The organism is Roseibium salinum (genome assembly GCF_026240905.1).
In the GTDB taxonomy this organism is placed as follows: domain Bacteria; phylum Pseudomonadota; class Alphaproteobacteria; order Rhizobiales; family Stappiaceae; genus Roseibium; species Roseibium salinum.
This window is the reverse complement of the sequence record NZ_JAPEVI010000001.1, coordinates 138,994-163,837: the sequence shown is the minus strand read 5'-3', so window position 1 is coordinate 163,837 and position 24,844 is coordinate 138,994. Positions and strand designations below refer to the sequence as shown.

The window sequence follows — 24,844 nt, the reverse complement described above, 5'->3', positions numbered from 1 at the left end:
GGATTTCCGGCAGTTCCTTGCTCCTGATTGGAAACTCCGGACTGCGGTGAGACCACCGGCGGCTAGCAAGTCCCCTAGAAATCCGTTCCTCAAATTTCTGCGGGGCGGACGGGATTTCGCCAAGCGCCGTGATCAGGCTGTTCCAGCGGCTAGGATGCCCCGTAAGGCGCTTGCCCTTGAGCCGCTTGAGCCCCGTATCCTCCTGAACGCCGACATACCCGGGCTAGATGTCGTGGTCGTCGATGACTTCGACGTGGATCAGCAGCTTCTCGTGCGGCTTGTCGAAGAAGCGGATCCCGACGGGACCGCGGGCCCGGAAGTTCACAAGCTTCAGGTCATCGATGAGGCTGATGGCGACAGGGTCCTGGTTTACAAGTCGCTGAACGAAATCAGGTCGCTCGAATTAAAACTGAACGGCGGCGACGATCGCGTCACGATCGATGCGGCGTCTTTCGACGGTTTTAGCATGCCAATCATCGTCGCGGACGGTGGTTCCGACAGCGACCAGTTCACGCTCTTGGCGAATGACGACTTCGACTGGGAGGTCGGGGCCGATGGCTCGACGTTCGTGACCAACGGATCGGCCCGCCTGGTTGCGACGGGCTTCTCGACGCTATCTGGCGGAGACCAGAACGATACCTTCAGAATCCTGAACGGTGGCCCGGTCACCACCATTGCCGGAAACGCCGGCAGCGACACGATTGCATATGAAGGTGACGAGGGGACTGTCTGGACCGTTGCCGGCGACGGCGAGGGCACTGCCGTCAACACGAGCATGACTGTTGCATTTTTCGGTTTCGAATACCTGCACGGAAGCGACGACGCGGACGACAGCTTCATTCTCCTGCAAACGGGCAACCTCGATGGCGGTATTGACGGCGGGGCGGGACATTTCGACGAACTGGATGTCCAGGGGACCTATTCGAATCCGACCGCATCCTTGAGCCTGGGCGGCGTGACCGTTCTCGACCTGGACGGAATGACCTTTGCCTATTCGGGGCTGGAACCGGTCCTGATCAACGGCACGAATACACAATTGATTATCGACGGCACCGACGGCGACGATCATGTCGTGCTCGAAAATGGGGCTGTGGACGGCCAGTTCCGGATCAGGAGCGAGAACAACACCTTCGATGCCCAGATCTTCACGAATTCGGTAAAGACGGTCGTACTGGGCCTTTCGACCGGCAACGACAGTTTCACGTCGACGCTCACCTCCGCGAATGCTTTTTCCGGAAACGTCATCATCGCGGAGACAGCTAACCTTACACTGAACGACGTCACAGGGCTCGAGGGTGGACTGTCAGTCACAACGTTCTCCACGATCAACGAAGCTCCTGTCGGCGAACTCGACTATGACGGCTCCTCGATCACCATTGTTGACAGTGCCAGCATAGAGATTGGCGGAAATCTGCTCTTAAGGGTTAATGCCCACGATGTGCTTGATGCTTCTAATATTCAGGAATGGATCAGTGCGCCGATCATCCGGGGTCTGATCTCCGTCGGCGACAACGCGGCGATTTCCGCCGGCGACGTCGCGATGGAAGTTATCGTGACGAACGAGCGAGAAGTCTATATCAGCGTCGACTCCCTCGCGCTGATGAACCTGGCGCTCGAAGATGCGGTCGTGGCGACGGCCTCGGATTGGGGCACGGCGACACTGACGGAATCGACGGATGCGCAAGGCAACCGCATCGGTATCCTGGAGCGCAAACCTCTGTCGCAAGGGGACCTCGGATTCACGGGCGAGGGCTTCGCGGCCGGTCAGGATCTCGGCATCGTCGGAACGGATGCGGACCTCAACGAAAGCTACCGCATCACCGATGTGACGGCGCGGAAGATCACCTTCGTGCTGGCTGACGGGCAGGATCTGCCGCCGGCCTCGATTTCCGAATTCAACACGCAGCTTCGCGGGTACGAGTTCACGCGTATCAGCGGCACAGATGCCATCGAATTCGCTATTACGGGCGAATATGACAGTGATGGCAATCTCATCCCGTCGACCGTGCGGTCCGTGATTGCGCGCACTGTGCCGACCGAAGGCGCGGATGCTTCCTTCGATATCGCCGTTTCCGGTGTCGATACCCTGACCTTCGGTACTAACCCGGACGGCGATGAAACCATCACCCGGAACAAGGGGAACTGGAAGGATGACGGCTTCGACGCCGGCCAGACGATCGTCCTGACCAATGCGGGTGCCAAGAACGGCCAGTATGTCGTCGCAAAGGTGGCCGGCGGCGTCATGACTCTCGCAGCCGGAGAGCAGCTTGCCGATCATGAGACGCTGGATGCAGGTTCCGGTGTGAAGATCTTCGGGCATGTGCTCGGCAGCTTCATCGATGACGGCTTCCTGGCCGGTGACCGCATCGTCGTCGAAAATTCCGCCGACAACGACGGCAACTATGTCATCGAGGAAGTGCGCGACAAGATTCTGATCCTCGGACCGAACGAAAAGATCTACGGTGAAACGGTCAACCGCGCGGCGCCCGACGCGCCGGATCTGGTAATCCAGAAAGTCAAGGAAGACACCGCCCTTGAAAATCTGCCTCTTGTGCTTCTGGACAGGAACGGCAATCCGATAGAAGCGGAAAACGGGCAGCCTCTAACGTTTACACAGGGCGAACTGGAAGCCGCCTATGCCAACCAGCAGTTCAGCGAGGGCGGCGGCTCCATCTCGGGCGAGGATATTGTCGCCTTTCTTGCCGACAATCCGATCCTCGATGTGCTGACCGGTTTCGGCTTGCGGATCATTGCAAGCGACGTATCGGGCAAGGTGGAGATCGGAACGGGGACGACGATCACCGCGACCGGTGATGTCACGCTCACTTCGCAGGTCTCCGCCAGCGTCGACGCGTCGACGCCGAGCGTGGTCGCCGGGGTCAGCATCGCGGTTTCCAAAGTCCTGTCCGAAGTCACCATTGCCAACGGTGTCGATATCGACGCAGGCGGCGAGGTGACCATCAGTGCAACTACGGAGCACAGCGCGACGGCAGGCGCAAGCGTCACGTCCGGCGCGATCGTCAATCCGGCGCAAAGGTTGTTGACGTCTGCCCTGGGCGACACCTACGACCGGCGAGTCGGGGGAGGCGACCCGACAAACGGAACCGCATTCGGCACCGTTCTCGGAAACCTTCCGCCGGTCACGGGATATATCCGAATTCCAGGTCCGGCATTTGCCGTAGCGGTCGGTGTCTTCGATACCGACGCGAAAGTCATGATCGGGAACGGATCGATCATCGGCGGCGGCATTTCGATCCTGGCTGAAAACAAGTCGAGTTACGACGTCAACGCCAGTGCGACCATCTTCCAGCCCGGGGGCAATCAGGGGTTCGGTATCGCAGTTGCGGTCAGTGTTTCCCAGTCAGACGCCTTCGCCGACATTGCTTCCGATCTCGTGACCCGCACCGGTAGCGGCGGCGACGTCTCGGTCGTGGCGAAGAGTATCACTAAGAAGAACTCGGTCAATTCCTCCGCCTGGGTCCGTGAAGTCATGCAACCGGGCGGCGAAGTCTTCAAATTCTTCTCCGCTTTCCCCGGCTTTTTCCGGGATACCGCGGGGTCTGTCCAGAACAACCTGCAACAGCAGACAGCCATCAACGATCTCACCAACTCCAACCCGGGCGAACTCGAGATTGCCGCGGGAATCTCCGTTCTTGTCAGCCGCAACGATGCGACCGTCATCATTCGCAGCGCGAAAGACGCGAATGGTGAGGGAGGGATCGATGCGGATGGAAGTGTGACAATCCACAGTGAGGCGGAAGAAAATCCGTTTGTCGGAGCCGCCGGTACTGCGGAGTCAGGTGGCGAAATAGCCATCGGTGGCGGCATTGCCTATGCCGAATACAACAATCACGCCAAGACCGAGGTTGTCGCGGGCGCTGACATTTCGGCCCCAGGCGCCGTCTCACTGACGTCAAAGGCGAACATTCCCGACCAGGTCACAATCGACGACACGTTCTACAACAACTTCATCGAAGCGAAGGACGACTATGACGACCGCATCGAGGAGATCGACGACGATCAGACCCTGACGGAGGAGGAGAAGGCAGAGCAGAGAGATCAGGCGCTTCTTGAGTACAATCAGACCATGGCGTCAGCTGTCGCGGATGCCGTGAAACTGCCCTTCAGCCTGGTTGCCAACCGGAGATGGACGGCCGGCGGCGTCGAAGGCCTCCTGTTGACGTCCTATGTCAATACGGGAGCGGGCGGAGCCTATTCAAGCAACAACCCCAACGACAGGGTTACCGTCCTCGACGACAACGGAAGGGCAACCTACAATTCCATCGGCCAGGTTCAGACACGGCCCGCCGATCAGGCGACACAGTCGGCCGAACTGGCGATTGCCGGCAATCTGAACATTCTGAACATCGATAATCATTCGAAAGTTCTGATCGGCAAGGACGTTACGGTGGACGCCGGAACGGATCTGACAGCCAAGAGCGAGGCGATCTTCAAGAGCGTCAACGTCACTGGACTCACAAGTCTCTGGGATATTTTCTGGTCTGCCGCTTCCCGCATCACCGACAGGTTCGATGACGGTGCTTCCGTTTCCGGGTCGGAAGGCGGGTTCGGTGGCAGCATCGGCATCAGGGTCTTCGACAGCCTCGCCCGCACGCGTGTCGACGCGGACGGTTCGCTGACGGCGACGACCGGATCCGTCAAACTCCTAGCCAACACGGAGGAGTTGCACGTCAACATCCAGGAAATCGGCTCCGATGGCGGTGACGTGGGTCTGTCGGGAAGTTTCTCGATCGATGTCGATACCGTCACGACCGAGGTACTGGTCGACGAGTCGGTCAGGATTACGGCGGGCGACGCCGTTGTCATAGATGCCACAAGCAAGCTGACCCAGGTCAACATCACCCTTGCTGGGAGCGAAACCTCGGGCGGCGTGGCCATCGGTGCGGCATTCGGCGCGACTGTCAATCTGTCGACTACAAAGGCAGAAATCTCCGATCTCGACGGATCGACCGGACTGGTCGATGGCGAAACCTATAATGCCGAAGCGGCGCTGGACGACACGAAGAGCAGGATCCAGGCGGGAGGCGCGGTCACCGTCGACGCGGACCGGGAAGAATACACCTACCAGTTCGCATTCGCGGGCTCCTCCAAGAAAGAGAGCGATTCCGACGAATCCTCACCGAACCCGATGGACAACACCCTGTCGAACAACTTTACAGGCAACTCCCCTGTGAACATGTTCAACGGGACCGGGAGCGGGGCAAACGCGCCGGCTACGCCGCCGAGCGGTGGATCGCCGAGTTCGGCTACCGACGCATCCCGCAGCGGAGATGGGTTTGCGGCGGCCGGTTCCGGACTGCTGGATTATTCCAAGGCAACGGTCAGCGCGCTGGTCGGCGTCGGAGCCTCCATCACAGCCGGCGGCGCTGTCAAGGAAAGAGCGGCATACAAGCGCAATCTTGCCATTGTGACAGGTGGCGGCGCGATCAATCTTTCCAGTGAGGAAGATTCCCTGACACTGGCGGGCGGGCTCTCCATCGGGATCGCCGAGCGGGACGTCGATGCGATCGTCAACGGAGCCGTGATCCACTCGGACGGCCTGGATATCAACGCGAAGCGCGAGGAAGTGGCGGTTGCCATTTCCGCCGGAGTTGGCGCGGCCGCGCGCTCGGACGTGGCGGTTGCCGGGTCCGTGGACGTCAATGTCTACACCGACAACATCCACGCCAAACTGTCCGACTCCTATGTCCGCTCGACAGGCGACGTGATCGTCGGTGCCAAATCGGACATGGTCCTCGTGAGCATTGCGGGGGCTGTCGGCGTATCGGCCGAAGGTACCGGCGCCGCCGCGTCCTTCGGGGTTTCGAGCACCGTTGATGAAATCCATGCCTACGTCGACAATTCCGACGTGCGGGCGGACGGGAATTTCCGTGTCGATGCGGTCGGAAACCACACCGTGGTTTCCGTGACGGCGAGTGTTGGCGTCGGGCTCCTTAAGAGCGCCGTCGCCGGTCAGTTTTCACTGCATCTGGTGAAGAAGGATGTCGACGCGCGCGTTGGCGACGGTTCACTTGTCGTTGCCGGCAATAACGCCGCCATCATCGCCGACGACCTGGTGACTCTCGTGACCGTGACCGGCGGTGCCGTCGTCGGCAACAACAACGCGGTCGGGGTCAGCGTATCGAGCACGAATATCTACGGGCGCACGGTCAAGGCGCACATCGACGACGGCGCCAGCGTGACGGCCCAGAGCCTCGGCGATGCGCTCGGCATCGATCTCGACGGTAACACCGACAACGGCGCCGAACTTTCCGTCAACGGTCTCGCGGTCCATGCCAAGGCGGATGATGACATCATCAACGTCGTCATGGGGGCGGCCGTCTCCGGAAAATTTGCCGGTCAGGGCTCGGTATTGATCGATACCAACAACACCACGGTCAAGGCGTCCGTAGGGTCTGCCTCCGGCACGTCCTCCAAGCTCGCTGTGGCGAATGCGCTGAACGGCGGCGACGTTTCCATCGGCGCAGATTACGATCTTGTCAATGTGGCGGTTGTCGGCGCGCTGTCCGCCTCGCTGTCATCCGCTGCCATCGGTGCATCCGTGCACGTTTCCGTCCACACCCGTGATGTGCGGGCGGAAATCGGCAATCATGCCGATGTTTTCGCCAGCGGCGATGTGATCGTATCAGCCACTTCGGATACGATCCTGAGGTCGATCGTCTTCGCGGGCGCGGGCACGGTCGGATCCACGGCCTTCGGCGGTGCAATCACGGTTCCGATCCAGACCGACAAGACGATCGCCGAAGTCATGGCCGACAGCTCGGTCAATGCCGGTGGCGACATCGTTGTCAGTGCCCGTCACAATCTTCGCACGACAATCCTGGATGCAGCCGTGGGCATCTCCGGTCAGGCTGCCGGCACAGCCTCCATCGCAATCATCGTCCAGACATCGGACGTCAAGGCGAAGATCGGCGAGAGGGCGCAACTGACCGCGACCGATACGGTGCTGATAGAGGCCGTCGGGACGGCACAGATGCAGTCGCTCGATGGCGGTGTGGCAGTCGGAAGCAGTGCGGGCGTCGGCGGCAGCGGATTCCTGCTCGTCAGGAACGATACGGTCAAGGCGCTGGTCGGCGCAGGCGCCGTGGTCACCGGCAAGGCCTCCGGCGGCGATGGCCGCAAGCGCACCAACCAGTGGGGAATGGAGGAAGAGGATCCCGTCAGCGGCGTCGCCATTCTGGCCGAATCCCGTGAAGCGCTGGTCGGCGTTGCGGTTCAGGGCAGCGTGAGCACCAGCAGTTTTGCCTTTGCCGGTTCGCTTCCGGTGACCGTGATCAACGAAACGACGGTCGCCAAGATCGACAAGGACGCGTCGATCAATACGGAAGGGGAAGAGGGAGATCCGCAGGACCTGCGCCTGCGCGCTGTCGATGACACTCTAATCGTCAATGTCGCCGGAAATCTGGCCGTCGGCAGCGGTGCCGCGGTTGGCATCGGGGCCGACATTGCTGCGATAACGAAAAAAACCAAGGCGATCATCAAAGACGCCTCCGTGGTCGCGCCGGACCCAGATACGGGCTTGAGGCCGGATGATGCACCCGGGATTTTCGCCAAGCGCAACATCATCATCGAGGCCGATGCCAACGACAAGCTCGTCTCGGTGGTCATCGGCGTTTCCGCGTCCGGCACGGCTGCGATCGGCATCAATGCGAATATTTATGTCCTGACGGCGACCACGAAGTCGGTAATCGGGGATAATGCCTACGTATTCGCCAACGGTTCCATCGTGGTGGATGCGGCCCATTATACCGATGCCGACCTGATCGTGCTTTCCGCCGCAGGCGGTGGCGCCGCTGCCGTAAATGGCGGCGTGGGCGTTGCGGTGTTCAACAAGACCGTGCGGGCGAAAATCGAGGAAGGCGCGATTGTGACCGCCCTCGGAGAGGGAGACGGGCTCAAGAACATTCGCAACGGTACCATCGAAAGCAGTCTCACGAGCGCCGACAGCATCTCTCAACCCGGACTTGGCAACGGCGGAATCAGTCCGGGATTCGGGCTGTCCGATGTGAGCGACGGCTCGATCGATTTCGGCCTGAAGGACATCAGCGACCTTGATACTGACGATCAGACCGAAGGCCGCAAGCTGTTCGAAGGCAAGGACTACGGGGCACGCCGTATCGGCGAGAACGAGGAATTCCACGGACTGTCGGTAACGGCGACGAACGTCGACGACATTACCGCGGTCGGCGGCGCCATCAGCGGCGGCGGCACAGCCGCGGTCGGGGGCAGCGTCGTTGTGACCGTCGTGACGTCCTCGGCGAAGGCACTCGTGAAAAGCGGCGCGCAGATCAACACGATCGACCGGGAAAACGCCGATGGCCGCCAGTCGGTACAAATCGCGGCGGGCAACGTCTTTGACAATCTCGGAATCGTTCTTGCCGGCGGCGGATCCGGTGGAGTCGCGATCATGCCGATCGCCCATTTTGCCTTCGCAAATCTGACGACAACGGCAAAAATCGACAGCGCACGCGTGAATGCGGAACGCAATATCGTCGTGCGGGCCGATGCCCGCGAGGACGTCCAGTCGCTCGAGCTGCTCATCGCGGGGTCTCCTTATGCTTCGGTTGCACCGGCCATCAGCGTCGTCGACGTTACCAGTGACACCCAGGCCAAGATCGTTGGAGCCTCTGTTGTAGACAGTGCCGGCAACGTCGAGGTGCGCGCGAACGACAGCACGGAAGTAGACACACTTGGCATTGCCCTTGCGGGCGGCGCCGGGGCCCTCGGTGCAGTCTTCACCGGCGCCAGCGTCGACAAGTCGACGGAGGCAATCATCGGGGATGGAGCGACCGTCTCCGCGCGTGCCAACGGCGAGGCGATGACGGTTCTTTCCGGGGAGGGCGTCGAGGCAAGCGACACGGAAGCCCAGAAGGGGCTGGCCGTGGAGGCCAGGAGTTCGGAAACGATGAACCTGGTTGCCTTCGGTGCCGCTGGCGGCGGACTGGCGATCGGCGGTTCGATGATGGTGCAATACATCGATTCCGACACGTTCGCGCGGATCGAGGATGGCGCGATCATCAATCCGAATGCCGCCCCCGGCCTCGAAGTCGGCGACGAGCAGAGCGTCAGCGTCAATGCGCGCAATGCCGTTGATCTGTTCGTGGTCGGCGGCGGTGTTGCCGTTGGCGGCGTCGCGGGCGCTGCCGGTGTGACGATCACCGACCTGCACAACGACACGACCGCAATGCTCGGCGGAAATGTTTCCGCGCGCGACAAGGTTTCGGTTGCAGCGCTGTCCGAGCAGGCCATCGAAGGTACGGTCTTCTCCGGTGCCGCCGGTGCGGGTGGGCTTGCGGCTGCCGTGGGTGTCTTCTCACTCGGAGGAGACCTTGAATTCTCCTATAGCTATACGCGTGAAGATCCGAACTCCTCATCCTCAGGGCGCCAGCAGCACACGTCCACGCCCTTTGCGCCGGGAACCGATCCCCAGAACGATACGCAGACCCTTGTCAACAACACGCTGGACGGCCTGTTGATCAATCTCGCAGGGTCCGGTGAGGGGACGCCTGGCGGAGAGGCCGTCGGAGACGCAAACGCCACCGTTTCGCAGAACAGCGGTGCCGGTGCACCTCCCCCGCCATCCGCAGAAACCGATACGGTCGCCGACGGGACAACGGCGCTGATAAGCGCAGGCTCCGTGGTAAAGGCCGGAGGGGCGATCGATATCGACGCCAGACAGGACGTCGATTTCAATGTGATCGCCGGCGGAACGGCAGTCGGTCTCATCGGCGCCAGCGGCGGCATTGCCGTCGTCAGCGTCGACAATGATGTCACCGCCCGCATCGGCGACGTTAGTATCCTGAGCGCTGGTGGCGATATCTCGCTGACAGCGGTAAGCGACCAGACGTTCGAATTGACGAGTTTCGCCGGGTCAGGCGCCTTGCTTGCAGCCCTGTCAGCAGGCGTCGCCCACGTAACCGATACGAGCTCGACCCGCGCACTCATCGACGACGGTGTTCATATCCTGACCGCCAACGAAATTTTCGTCACGGCGGACAGCAAGATCAGCCTTTACGGAGAATCCATCGGTATTTCTCTGGCCGCTGGTGTCGCCGGTTCGGCTGCGGTGACCCATCTGAAGTCGAGCGGAGAAACGGAGGCTTCGGCCGGAGAAAATGTCATCATCGGAACGAAGGCGGCCGAACTAGCGGAAGGTGAAGCGGCCTCCGTTGGAAGCCTTGTGCTGAAGGCAAAGTCGCAGCTCTTCATCAACGATCCGCTGAACGGCGGCACGGGCGCGGGCACCGGCGTCATGGCGATCGGCGGATCCGTCGGCATTCTGGCCGGGACGGCCGGCGTCGCGGAAGCGTACGACCTTCGCTCTACCGAGGCGTTCATCGGCGCAGGAAGCTACGTGACCGTTCGCGAGAAAGTCGAGGTCGTGGCGGACTCCAGTTCCGACATCTCCGTGCGGGCTCAGGGCGGTGCGGGTGGTCTTGTGGCCGTCGGCGTCATGATCGGCAAGGCGGTCGTGGAAAGCAGCACGTCTGCGGAAATACGCGGGTCCAAACTCAAACGCACCCGTATCGCGGCCCTGGGCACGGAGGACGTCGCCGGGACGGTCAAGGTTTCGTCCACCGCGAAAGCCAACGTCTTTGCCGAAACGATTACCGGAAGCGTCGGAATTCTGGGGGGCGCGGGTCGTCCTCGGAAGCCTATGTGACGGCAAAAAGTCACGCGGGGATCGACGAAAATACGGGTATCTATGCGGGCGGCGAGATTATCGTCAAAGGTGCGGGCACGTCGGAGGCCGACACCCTGGCCAAGGCAGGCGGTCTCGGGCTCGTCGATGTCGGCTATACATATGCGATCACCCGGATCAATCCGGATCCCGCGTTTTCTTTCGACTTTTCGGATTTCGATGTCGAGACCGATCAGATCACGTCGGAAGGGCACGAATTCCAGACCGGCACGGAAGTCGAATTCACGCCATTCGGGAAGCCGGAGAAAACCTACTTCATCATTCGCGTGGATGACGACACGTTCAAGCTCGCCGCAACGAAAGACGATGCCCTCAATGATGTCGCGATTGACTTCGTGCATCCGAGCACTGACTCCGTCCTGATTGCGGTTGCCGGAGACACGGACAATTCCTTCGGACTTGTCACGCTCTCGCCGGCGGAAACTCCGCTGGTCACCGCCACCGTCGGATCCGGGTCGGATCTTACGGCAGGCGAGAACATCGAGATCGGCACGGTTCTCAGCAACACAGCTCAACCCTACGATCCGTCAATCGCGGAAGTGAATACCAATACCGATACTATCCGTCTCAATCAGCAGACGGGCCTGAGCACGGGAGACGCGGTTTCCTTCAAGGAAGTCGAGGGACTGATTGGCGTCGACACTGCTCGCAATTACAACGTCATCTCGACCGGCAACGACACGCTGCAACTCGGTAAGTCTTTCAATACCGGCTTTGTCGACATCAGGGCGCAGGAACAGGCCATCATCGACGCCGAGCTGACCGGCGGAACCGCCGGATCGACGGCAGGGATCGACCCCGTGCTCGACCTGATCGATTTCGGTGGCGACCACGGCTTCCAGACCGGCGACAAGGTTCGCTTCATCGGCGAAACCGGCCAGACCAAGTCTTTCACTCTTCTTCGGCCGGAGATCGCCGAACTGGCATTCTCGGCATCGGACATCGATGTGGATGCCGAGACGATCACCATCACCGGGCACGGGCTTGAAACCGGAAAGCTGGTTCGCTTTACCCCAGACGGCAGCACGGAGAGCGACTTCTACACGATCTGGATCGACGCCAATACAATCGCACTTGCGGCATCACGGATCGATGCCTGGAATGGGACCAGGGTCGGTTTCGAAGTAGCTGTACTTGGCGAGGATGCGGTCAGGGTCGAGGGCACGAAAGGCGATGGGGCAACGGCTTTCCAGCTTGTGCATGTCGTTCAGTATATTGCGGATACTGTTTTCGAGATCGCCAACCACGGTCTGGAAACGGGCGACCAGATCAGCTGGCGTCTGGCGGAAGACGGTGCGCCCCGGCAATTGCTTTACGTCGGCAAGGTCGATGACAACCACATCAGCCTCTACAACACCAGGGAAGCAGCTGAAACCGGCGATTCCAGCGAGTTGGTGACGCTCGATATCGAGCGCACCTTCGAACTCTCGACGCCGGAACCGCAGAGGGTGACCGTTGCGGCGTCCGCGTTTGACATCAACAGCGAAACGATCACGATATTCGACCCTGGCCTGCAGACCGGTCAGAAGGTGCTGTTCGAAGCAGACGGCGGTCCGGTAACAACACTGTTCGTGATCCGGGTAGGTGACAACACCATCGCGCTTGCTTCCTCCGTCGAGAACGCGGAAAACGATGTCAGGATTGGTTTCCGTCACCCGCCTGTGCCGGGTGGGACCGACGACAATGTCGACAACTCCCTGATCAAGATTGACGGCAGCCCGATGGAGGGGGCGTCAACGTTCTTCATCACCCGCGTTGCGCCCGAAGTTCCCACAACGGTAACGGTGAACGCAGACGATTTCGAAAACGGCCACATCACGATCACAGACCACAATCTTTTCCAGGGCGATGCCCTGTTGTGGAGGCTCGAGGGCGAGACGTCTGCAAATCTCTATTTCGTCAACGTGATCGATGCCGATACCATTTCGTTGTCGCAAACCGCGGACGGCCGGACGCCGGCGTCGCTGTTCGCCGGAGAAAAGTTCGCCTACGAATACAATCTGTCGCCGAATTCAGCTCTGGATCCGAGCATCGTCTACACCGTTGAAGTCATTGATTCCCAACGCATCAAGCTTCGCACCGATGATATCGTCAAGCTGGAACAGTCCTTCCAGTCCGTGGACGCCGTTTCCGGCGGGGCGATCAACATAGACGGCCATGGTTTCGAGGATGGTGATGCCGTCACCTACATCGGGCCGGAGAGCTACCAGGTTTCGCGCGATGCCGTGGACCTCTGGTTTGAATTTGAAGACGGCGAGATTGTCCTGGCCGAAAATCCCATCGGCAATCTTATCGCCCTGGCCTCCGAGACGTCTCTGAATGGTACTCGACTGACCTACCTGGCAAGCAGCACGTCTACCGTCGAGTTCGACTCGAACCAGGTGCTGGCGGTGGAAGAAGACAACCCGTTCATTGTTACCGACTCCATCAACGAGGACATTATCCAGATTACCGGGCACGGCTTCATTACCGGGACGGCACTCACATATCATGCTGGCACCACGCCGATCGGCGGACTTGTAGATGGCGAAACCTATTACGTTGTGGTCGCCACGCAGGATAAATTCTGGCTGGCAGCTTCCCGCGAAGATGCGTTTGAGTATGTGAACACGGTAGCTTTATTTCGCGATGCCAGGCTGACTCTTGATCTGGCGGACCCGGGCGAGGGGACGCACAGCTTCACCTACGCAAACACCATATCCGGCCTTCTGGATGGCGCTACCTATACGGTTTCGAGTAGCCCGGTCGACATCGACACGGATGCCGGTACAAAGGAAATCGAACTCTATCAGCTTAAACTCAACGGCCAGACCGTGGAAATCAGCCGCGACGGGATGATCGACAGTGAGTTCCACAACTTCTACCGGGACGGTGACTTCCCGATCCGTGAACTCGAGAACGGCCGGACTTATTATGTCCAGAAGGTCGATGACGACAGCTTCCGGCTCCTGGAAGCACCGGACGCCACGGATTACATCCACCTGTCCGACCCCGAATACGACGGATCGCAAACCATTGCGCGTCTCGGCATCGACTTCCAGAGCACAGGCTCGAGCATCGGTAAACTCGTCATCGATCTGAGCGTCGATCCAAACAACACCGACCTGCCGACGCTGCATGGAACCTACCTGCCCCCGAATATCTATGTTCCCCTGGAAGACATCGCCAGCTTTGCCGGCGATGGCCAGAGTTCGGCGGAGACGCAGGGCTTCGGCCTCTCTGTGGCAGGCAGCAATGCCAACAGATCCGACCTTCTCTTTAACTCGACGGTCATCACATCCATCGCGGATGCGTCGCTGACCACAACCGGTCCGGGACATATCAAGCTTTACAGTGACGTGAGCACCGCCGGCTTCACCTACAGCTCAACCTTTGCGATCAACCTTCTGGGAGGCAGCAAGGAATCCAAGTCCTATGTCGATGTCAACGGCACAACGCGCGTGGAGGTCGGCGAGGGGGCGGTGATCACCGCCGGTGGCGACATCCTGCTTGAGACACACAGCAAGCATGACTGGCACGCGAACGGGCGTTCCGAGGGTGGCGGCTTCATCGACTTTGCCTTCACCTACAGCCAGTCCTTCGTGGACGAGGAGAACCTCATCGCGATCGGCGCGGACGCAAAACTCGTTGCTGACGGCACGATCGCGACGGATGCCGTCAGTACCGGTGTCGGCAAGGCGGAAGCCTTTGTCAGTAATGGCGGATTCGGCGCCGGAGCTTCGTCCCAGCGCGGTGGAGGCGAAGGGGAAGACGGCGCCCGCTATACGCTCGATACGCGCGTTACCATCGGTGAAAATGCAGTTCTGGACGCAAATGTACTTGATCTTCAGGCTGCCGTGGAAAACGTGGAACTGACCGCGGATTCCACTGTGATCACCGGCGGTGCTGCAACGGACGGCGACGTGAATGCCCATGCCATTCTCAAGGCTACAACGGTTATCGAAATCGCGGCCAACGCCGTGCTCACCGGCAATTATGGCGTGCTGATCCGTGCGGAAAACCGCGACAACAAGGCGACGGCCATTGCAAGGGGAACGAACCGGGCCCTCTTCGGTGATACGGATATTGCCGCGAATGCGACGCTCAACCTCCAGGCTAATGTGACCGGTGCAGAAGGCGCCATCATAATTGCAGGCCCCGGAACAGATACGTTCGGTCCGGCGGGAGAATATGCGCTCCTCGTGGAAGCCAACAGCTATGGCGGGGAGACGTCAGCCACCCCGCACGCGGCACGCGGTGCCATCGACTGGGGCGAAAACTACATCGCCAGTGTCCGCAATTACACAGACACCATCAGCTGGGATTCCGACGTCTTTGTTCACGCCGGAGCAACGCCGCTTCTGATCATCGACGAAAACGGCAATATCGAGCAAGCCGTGAATGTCACGGCCGATATCGACGACGACGAAATCATCGTGCACGATATCGCGCCCGACCAGTACGGCCGTGTGCGCTTCGATACCTTTGCGCAGACGGATGCGACGATCGATACACAGTCCATCGGCGGGAGCAACGGCACGTTCTACCTGCTCGACACCTTCTCCTCGGTCATCATCGAGAACCGGTCGGCAAAAGACATCGTCATCCGCAACATCGACGTCCAGGCCGATTTTGAGAAAAAGGAACCTGATGTCATCATTGACACCACTTTCGGCTCCAACACGCTCCAATTCGCGGTAGGGGAAGCCTCCCTGCCGACCTACGTGCAGATCAGCAACACGCAGGACACAGCGATCACGTTCGAAGGCACGATCAACAATGCCCGTGGTGAAACGCGTATCTTCAACGCACTCGGCGATATCCTTTCGGCGGGCAAGCGCGGATCGACGACAAGCACCTTCGATCCGATCGGCGAAAACGGCGCCCTTTTAGAGGTTGTCCGCACACCGCTGATCATCACGAACGAACTGGATATGGACGCACCGGCCGGGCGGATCGGGGCCGATGGGGCCGCGATCAATGTCGACCTTGTCAGTCTGGTCAACCTCGACCCGAATGACCCTGTGAACCCGGCATCGGCAGCCTACGATCCGGCGGAAATCACAGTTGATGGCGCGGAAGATGTCTTCCTGGACCTGAAGGCCCGAGACAGGATCTTTACGCCCGAAAGCCTCGCGACATCTCCCCTGACACAGGTGATCGATCATATCCACGCAGGTGGAGACGTCGATCTGGTCCTGCAAGTGGCAGAGCGGGAGCGGTTCAAGCCGGCAAGCGGATTTGTCCTTGTACGCGCGGAGGATGAAGGAACCAAGGACGCCGCGCTTAGTGGCTACGTGGAGGCCCATTACCGGGACGATCTGATGCTTACCAAGCCGGACGGCATCGTCTACGGCGACACGTTCGACAGCAAAAACAAGGTCACGACCACTTATCGTATCGAGGAGGATGCTGGTTCCGGACTGCCCGGCATCGTTTCTGGCGGAAACGTCAGAATTTTCGAAGATGAACCGCTCGGATCTGCGTCAGCTGCCCGAGTGAACGTCTACGGTGCTATCGATGCCGGTGCAGATGGCGTGCTGGATGCCCTGGCAAGCGGCTACGTCAGACTTGTCGAATTCCAGGAAGACATGAACATCGGCCGGGTCGAATCCCGATACAACAACGTCCTCCTTGGAGCAATCAACGGCGACATCCTGGATGCTTTCGAGGACGAGGAAGCAGACGTTCTCGGCGCCTTCGTCCAGCTCAATGCTCTCCAGGGACAGATCGGGAATGCGGGCGAGAGCGATGGAGCGTGGCGTTCGGTCGATGTGAATTCCACTCTCAATGGAACGGGAGGCCTGACGGCGGGCGCGCTCGGCGACATTTTCCTCATCGAAACCACGGGTGACATGAATGTCGTGGAAATCGTTTCGGACGCAGGCAATGTACGCCTCGAAGCTTATGACGGCGGCATTCTCGACACATTCGACGAAGACGAGTTCGAAACCGACGTTATCGGCAGAAGCATCGATCTGATCGCCGTCGAAGGCGCCATCGGCGTTTCCGGAAACGACCTCGAAATCGACTCCGCGAAGGAACCTGACGGCCGGCTATTCGCCAGCTCCGGCGGCGATATCTATCTGCTTGAGACGTCGGACAGCCTGCATTTGCTGCGTGCGGCGTCAAGCGGCGGCGATGTCCGGCTCAGGACCTTCGATACCGCCTTTGCTCCGGCGATGGAAGGTCAGTTCCCGTATCTCGAAAACATCGGCGAGAGCCTCATTTTCCTCGAAAACGGCACAACGCTGATCGGCGACGCCTACGACCGCGCGGTCGTATCGGCTGCGGGCGCCGTGACACTGGAAATCGGTGACGATGTCACGATGCGGTCGAACAGCCTTATCGAGGCGGGAAGCTCCGTTGTCATTCGCGGCGATTTCTTCCGGATCGGAGAAAATATCCGCGATGCCGATTCGGACTACGGCACGCGCATGTGGCTCACCGGCGAGATCAGGCCCATCGGCGACTATCAGGGATATTCGGCCAGAATTTACGGTGGCGGCGATGCCGACAGCTTTACGCTGACCGATCTTTTCCTGGGCGGCTCCACTCATGTCTACGGCGGCGGAAACGAGGACGCCTTCCTTGTGACCGGTCTCCACTCGATGAGTGATCCGCTCAAGAGCAATCCGGATGGCACGGAAACCGGCTATGCATTGACGATGGATGGTGAAGCCGGATCGGATGCCTATGTCATCCGCACGTCCGGATCGCAGGCAATGGATGGCAACGGCGGCTATCGCGACTACGTCATTAACGTTCTCGACACCGGGACAGAAGACAGCGGCAGCGACACGCTCGACATCTTCGGCAGCAACCCGTCGATCGATCATTCGGGCGACGACATCTTCCTGATGCGCAAGCTGAACCATATCCCGGGTGAGCCGGGAGCGGTCGATCCGGGAATGGTCGCGCTGCTCCACGGTACGCTCGAGCAAGCCCGCACGGCCAGCAGCGACCTGGCGGACCGTCCGCAGGAAGTCGAACGCATCAACTATGACAGCAACATAAACGGACGGCTGTCCGTTTTCGGTCTCGGTGGCAACGACTACTTCGCCAGCGACGACACCTCCGCCATCATGACGCTCGACGGCGGCGAAGGAAACGACGGATTCCAGATCGGGCAGCTCTTCGGCTCCAAACGCACGACCCTTGGGGCCAATCTCGGGCCGGCGGACATCTTCGCCACGCTGTCGACGACGGCCGGTGAACTCAGCCGCGGTATCAGCCTCCCGATGGTCGCCGTCGGCGGGTCCGGCAACGACAGCTTCACCGTCTACGGAAATCAGGCCGCGCTACGCCTCGAGGGCAGTTCGGGCAACGACATCTTCACGGTCCGCGGCTTCGCACTTGCCGGCGGCTCGGAAGAATTCAGCACGGCGGCGGCCTCCGAGTTGCTGGCCGGGGCAGGAGACGACCTGGTCAGCTACAATGTCAACGCACCGCTTTCGATCGACGGCGGTGAAGGATTCGACAAGGTCGTGGTTCTCGGCACCGAATTCGACGATGCCTTCACCATCACCAAAGAGGGCATTTTCGGCGTCGGACTCAACGTCGCCCTGAGCGGAAACGAAGAAGTACGGGAGATCGACGGTCTCGAGGGCGACGATACTTTCTTCGTGCTGTCGACACCCCATGGCATCAACACGAGGATTATCGGCGGTCTCGGCAACGACACCATCAATGTGGGATCCGACGTGACCGAATCGGTTGTCTCACGCGATCTGAACGGCGTCAGCGGTATCATCGCCCATGAAGTGGAAAATGCGGAAGGGACCAATTACGAGTCCGCGCTGCTTGCCGGCCTGTCTCCCGTTATCGCGGCTTCCGGCGGCGATCAGTCTCCGGTTCTCATCGAACAGAGTTCCGGCGAAACCATTGTCGGCGAAGATGGCACCCTCGACAGCTACACGGTCCGCTTGGCCAGGGCTCCGGAGCCCGGTGAGATCGTCTATGTCCGCATTTCGGCCGCCCGTGCCTATCAGGACGAGGAAGGCAGCGAAACGATCTGGCTCTCCGATGGCGGGGCAGGGTTCGAGCGTACGGTCGATGTCGATGGTATCAGCATGCTTCGGCCGAACCGCGATCTCGTTCTGGCATTCGACGCCACCAACTGGGACGAGGCACGCACCATTCGCGTGATGGGCGTCGACGACGACGCCGAGGAAGGCAACCGCGTCGTCATGATCAGCCATTCCGTCGTCGGCGTCGATGCGTATTTCAACGGAGCTGATGTCGACAATGTGGCTGTCACGATCGTTGACAATGACCGGGCCGATCTGGTCGTCACTGAACTGGGAGCGGATGGACAGGCGGACGGCGAGACCCGTGTCCTCGAAGGTTCCACTGATACCGCAGTGACGGACACCTATGCTCTGGCACTCAGCAAGGCTCCGGATGCAGGTGAGACCGTGAAGGTATACCTGAATCACGACGGTGAAATCTCGCTGGCTTCGGACAGGCTTCTTTCCGATGTGGACGGTACTTATGTGAGCTTTACTGCAGCCAACTGGCAGGAACAGGTCCTGATAACCGTGACGGCGACAGACGATTATGCCGTCGACGGCACGCTCCATTCGATCGTCTCCCATGATGTGGTCTCCGACGGAACGGCCTTCGCGGATGTGGAAGGGGCCGAGATCAATGTCACCGTCGTTGACAACGAGACGCCAGGTGTCTTCATCATGGAAACCGATGGTAACACGCGCGTCGTAAAGGACGGCCTCGATGCCTTGGGTAATCCGGACGGCACAGGCACTACAGATACCTACGATTTGCGGCTGACCGCCAGGCCCGACGGACCAGTGACGATCAATCTGCGCTCCGACGGACAGACAGATTTCGTCATTGGCGGCCGGGTCTTCCTGCATGAAACGGGCAGCCCTGAAAGTGGCGGCTATTATTCCGGTCTGGCGGACTTCGCCAATGGCGAGATCGCATCTGCGTCCGCAGACTGGGCTGCGCTCGGCTTTGCAGCCGGCCAGCTTATCCGGGTCGAGGGCGGGTCGAATGCCGGTGACTACAAGATCCAGTCCGTCGACGGATCCACCCTGGTCCTGACAGGTGCCGCCAGCCTTGGCGTGTCCTCCGGGGAAGCCGTGACGATCACGCGCCTTTCGGCGGCCATTACCTTCACCCCGGACAATTACGCCGATCCGGTGTCGGTTACCGTCGCGGCGGATCCCTACTTTGTACGGCCCGAAGAAGCCCGCAATTTCAAAATCTTCGGACCGGGGCCACACGATCTTGGTGTCATGCAGGGTCCCATCGAGGTGATCGGCGGCGCGTCCGAAGAACGCGGTCTGGTTACGGCGGTCATTCTCCCGGGCGAGTTGAACCCGGACCTGCCCGCCATCCCGGGCCAAGGGGATGGCTCGGATCTTTCCAGCATCGATACGCTCAACATCTACGACGACGGCGTGCTGGCGAACCGCGATGGCGTGCTGACATCGACGAACCTGTCGGGCTTTGGGATGTCGGCCGGCATTACCTACGATGAAACGGCCTTTGGCGAGCCCTCGCAAGTCGCGGGCGGCATCACCTATGGCAATACGGCAACCGGTACGTCCACGATGGAGGTCTTCAACCTCTTCATGGGAGAGGGCAACGACGACCTGCTGATCGAATCCACGCTTCTGACTGAAGCGGAGCATGGCGGTATCACCGTCATTCACGGCGGCGGCAACCGCGAGCTGGCGGTGACCGGTGAATTTGTCCTTGCCGACAACGGCCAGACGGCATCGCTAGAGCGGACCGATGGCGGCGATTGGGCGGAAGCCGGATTTGCCGCCGGCCAGCTGATCGACACGGGCCTCACCTTCTACGAAATTCTCGGCATCGACGGAGCGGTCCTTAATCTTGCCACCAGTGGCACGGCCGGAAACGCACTGGTGTCCGGACGGGTTGCCGTTGTCGATCCTGACGACACATCTTCCGTCCTCATCGGCGGAGACCGCATCGTGGCAACGGGAGGCGGCGGTCCGCTCTCGCCCCTGGTCATCTTCGGCGACACCTCCTCAGACGGTGTATTCTATTCGCGCGAATGGCAGAGCAATCTTACCGCTGAATTCCGTTCCGGCGAAGCCGTCTTCGCATGGCCGCTTGCGAACCCGTTCAGGTTCGAGGGCAACGACATCATCGACGCTTCCGCCCTGTTTGCCGCTCCGGAACTTGCCGGTTCGTCAGATGCCGGTGTCTCCATCCACGGCGGAGGCGGAAACGATGTGATCCTCGGCACCCAGATCGGCGATCACCTGACCGGCGGCAGCGGCGACGACCGCATCATAGCCGGGGACGGGCCGGACCATGTCTATGGCGACTCCGGCCTCGACATCGATCCGGTGACCCGGCTCCTGAGCATTCCGACGTCGGCCATCGCGGGCAGTGACGAGATCGACGGCGACGGCGGCGCGGACATCATCTTCGGCGATCATGGCATCATCACGCAGGCGGCGGGCACGGTCAGGATTCTGACGACCGGCAATGTCGTATCCGCGGAAACCGTGGAACCGGCAAACGGAGCGCCGGACGTGATCCGGGCCGGCGCGCAGGACGACTGGGTCTTCGGCGGCAATGCCTCCGACAATGCCGACGGCGGCAGCGGCAACGACATCCTCTTTGGTGATCACGGCTATATCGATGCCATCCTCATCGAAAGCACTGATCTTGCCGAGGGCGGTTCCGATATCGTGACGGGCGGCAGCGAGGAAGACATCGTCATCGGCGGCACGCTCGGCGACAGGCTCGACGGGCAGGCAGGCGACGATCTCATCTTCGGCGATGCTGTTCGCCTTGACTGGTCTGGCGATCCGGTCAATCCGCGGTTCCGGACCCTTCAGGACGGTCGTCTTTTCGACGACAACGGCGATGCCCTCGTCGACAGGACCCGCAGCTTCGTCAATCCGGATAATGTATCGGTTTGGGCTGACTGGGAGGTCACCGATCTCCACCATTCGGCAGCGCTTCAGGCCGCAGGTGGACCGGCTTGCGGGAACGACTACATCGCGGGCGGTGCGGACGACGACATAATCTTCGGTCAACTTGGCGACGATGTCATTCAGGGTGACGGCTCGATTGATGCCAGCCTGACCGGCGGGGCGGATGTCGGCGCAGTGCGGTCAGCGTCCGGCCTTCTGGTGTACGTGCCGTCCTTCGATGCTAGCGGTGACGGCGGCGACTACATTGAGGGCAACGGCGGCAACGACACGATCTTCGGTAACTTCGGCCAGGACGATATCGTCGGCGGCAGCTCGGAGCTGTTCTCGCTGACGAGTGCCGAACAGCGTCCCGATGGCGAGGACATCATCTTCGGCGGTTCCGGCACAAGAATCGGCCGCAACGAGATTGGCGACACGACGGCCAACGGGCACGCGAGCGATGCCGACGTCATTCTCGCCGACAACGGCAACATCTACCGGATCGTCGGCGAAGACGGCAGCTACCTGACTTTCAACTACGATACCTACAGTGACGAGCTGCCGGAGGGCGAGGGGCTGAAGATCGTTCCGCGCGCCATTGACCTCGTCGACTACACCATCGGCGGCGCGGCGAGCGATATCGGCGGCAGCGATCTTGTCTTTGGCGGCACGGGCGACGACATCATCCACGGCATGACCGGAAACGACGTCCTCTACGGGGATGGCCGTGACGACGATCTTTACGGCGGCACAGGTCACGACAGGCTCTTCGGCGGCAGCGGCGAGGACGGAATGCTCGGTGACGACGGTTTGATCCGTACCGAGCGCAACGGCACAGACGAGCCGCTTTACGATCTTTATGCCGACGGCCAGAAAAGCATCGGCCTGCACAACAAATTCACCGGCGCCGTCGTTGATATCGAGGGCCGGATCAAGAAGACCGCCGTCATTCTGGATCCGGCCACCATCGACATCGACCGCCTTGACGGCGTCGATATCGATGCCACGCCCGCCGAAATCCGCGGATACCATGATATCCTCTATGGTGGTCTCGGCGACGACTGGATGCACGGCGGTTATGGCGACGATGCCATGTCGGGCGCAGAAGCTCTGGCGAACTTCTATCTCGACACCCGGGCTCAGACGGAGGTGCCGCCGATCGCCTATGACAGCGAAACCGGCAAGCTCTCCTTCTATGACGCGGAAAACCCGCGCCAGAAGATCCCCGGGTTCTTCCTGAACTTCCATGCGGTGGACGCCAACGGCGACATCATCGAGGACGGCAAGGACCGCATGTTCGGAGATACCGGCAACGACTGGATCGTTGGCGGAACGGGGCACGACCGCCTCTTCGGCGGTGCGGGCGACGACCTGCTGCAGGCGGACGACTATCTCGAAACCGACGGCGGGGCGAACGACTCGCCCGATCACAGCGCCTGGGGCGACTTCGCCTATGGCGGCGCCGGACGGGACGTTCTGATTGCCAACACCGGGTTCGACCGCCTGTTCGACTGGACGGGCGAGTTCAACACCTTCGTCGTTCCCTTCAAGCGCTTCGGCCAGCCGACCATCAATCGCTCGCCGGCGCCACAAGTCGTCAAGTTCCTGATGGAGCTCGGAGAGGCAAGTGGCGCGGATACGCGGTTGACGGAGCCCAGCGGGGAATTGGGTCTCGTCCTGCAGCGTGACCCGCAATGGCAGGATCAGACCGGAGCCCCGCGCGACCCGCAGCCGGGTAACGGTCCGGGCAAATACGACAATTCCGGCGGCAAGGAAGACGATACCGACAAGGTGCCGACGCCTGACGGCAGCACACCCGGAGGACGTCCGCCGCTGTTCGTCATCACGGAAGTCGAGGGCGACGACATCGTTGTCTATGAACAGGATCTCGACACTTCAGCCACCGGACTGGGTGCTGTCCAGTTCCTGGCAGGTGAGGGGGTCGAGTCTATCCGCTTTGCCCAGGATACGGGCACCATAACGATCGAAGGACTCGACGAGACCGCCTCCCTGACGTGGCGGATCGAGGAAGATGGCCGGGTCCTGATCGGCTCGCTCTCTAGTGGACCGGACGTGCTCCGGCTTCAGCTCGCCGGTGCAACGTCGATCCCGGCTGAGCAGACGGCAAGTGTGGCGGTTGAAGTGACACTGTTGGCAGCGCTGCCGCACCAGGACGACCTGAACGTCGATGTCCTGCGCATCGCGGGTATTTTCGTGGTCGCCGACGATATCGGCGCTGGTGAACTCATGGCGCCGGTCGCCATTTCCGTCATTGACGACCGCCCTGCGGTTTCCATCGGACCGGCTGTTGCGGACAACACCCCCTGGTTCGATGGCCTTGCTCCCGGCGAAACGGTTTCCGGTCGGTGGACTTCGGATGAAGGGGCTGACACGGCCGTGTTCTCGGTGCGCATCGGAGAGATAAGCTACGCCCTCGATACTGAGATCGAGGTCACCGATGGCGGGACGCTGCTCGGCTATCTGCTTGTCGGAAGCGACGGCACCTGGACCTTTGCCGCCAACAATGCCCTGGAGGGGGCAGTGCAGGTGAACTTCACCTTCAGCGTGCAGGCGCTGGACGGGGATGGCGACGCTGCCATTGCCAGCCATGACATCGGCGTCGGCAATGAGATCATTCCGACGCCCGATCCGGATCCCGATCCGGATCCCGACCCGGATCCCGATCCGGATCCCGACCCGGATCCAGATCCGAACCCGGGGAACGGAGACGGAAAAGCCAATAACGGTGTCGGCAATGGTGTCGATCCGCAGCCACCGGGGAACCCACCCATCAACGACGACATTCCCGACATGCCTGGCGATCCGGGCAACAAGGGTGGGCCGAGCGAATGGGATCCGGTCATTCAGACCTTCGACAACGAGGGCGATACCGGTGCGGTTGTCTTGTCCGCTGGAAGCAGCACGCTTTCGGCAACGCTGGAAACGTCTCAGGCCGAAACGGCACCGGCAGGCAGTGATGACAGGAAGACTGCGCCGGATATCAGGACCGTCCATGTTTACGATGATGTTACGGGGAGTTTGACGAAGAGGGGCAGCACCGGCCAGGATCAACAAGGCTCCCTCATTGAGGAGAACGCGGGATTGGCCTCCAGCGTGGGCTGGAAAATCAAGCATGGGGTACCGTCGGGCAAACCGGCACACACGCGTCCGGTTGCCCATTGAAGGCTTGTGCATGAAATTCGACTCGCTGCCGGACACT

General features: G+C 60.7%; 2 protein-coding genes. Both read left to right on the top strand.

The window, feature by feature from the left end; translation table 11 throughout:
• Nucleotides 1–154 precede the first annotated feature (154 nt).
• The gene (locus ON753_RS00665; protein WP_265960617.1) at nt 155–10,684 is read left to right on the top strand and encodes an LEPR-XLL domain-containing protein; all 10,530 of its coding nucleotides are present in this window, start codon (nt 155–157) and stop codon (nt 10,682–10,684) included.
• The gene (locus tag ON753_RS00660; protein WP_265960616.1) at nt 10,681–24,807 is read left to right on the top strand and encodes a hypothetical protein; all 14,127 of its coding nucleotides are present in this window, start codon (nt 10,681–10,683) and stop codon (nt 24,805–24,807) included. The genes ON753_RS00665 and ON753_RS00660 overlap by 4 nt, the downstream gene beginning before the upstream one ends.
• The last annotated feature ends 37 nt before the right edge of the window (nt 24,808–24,844 follow it).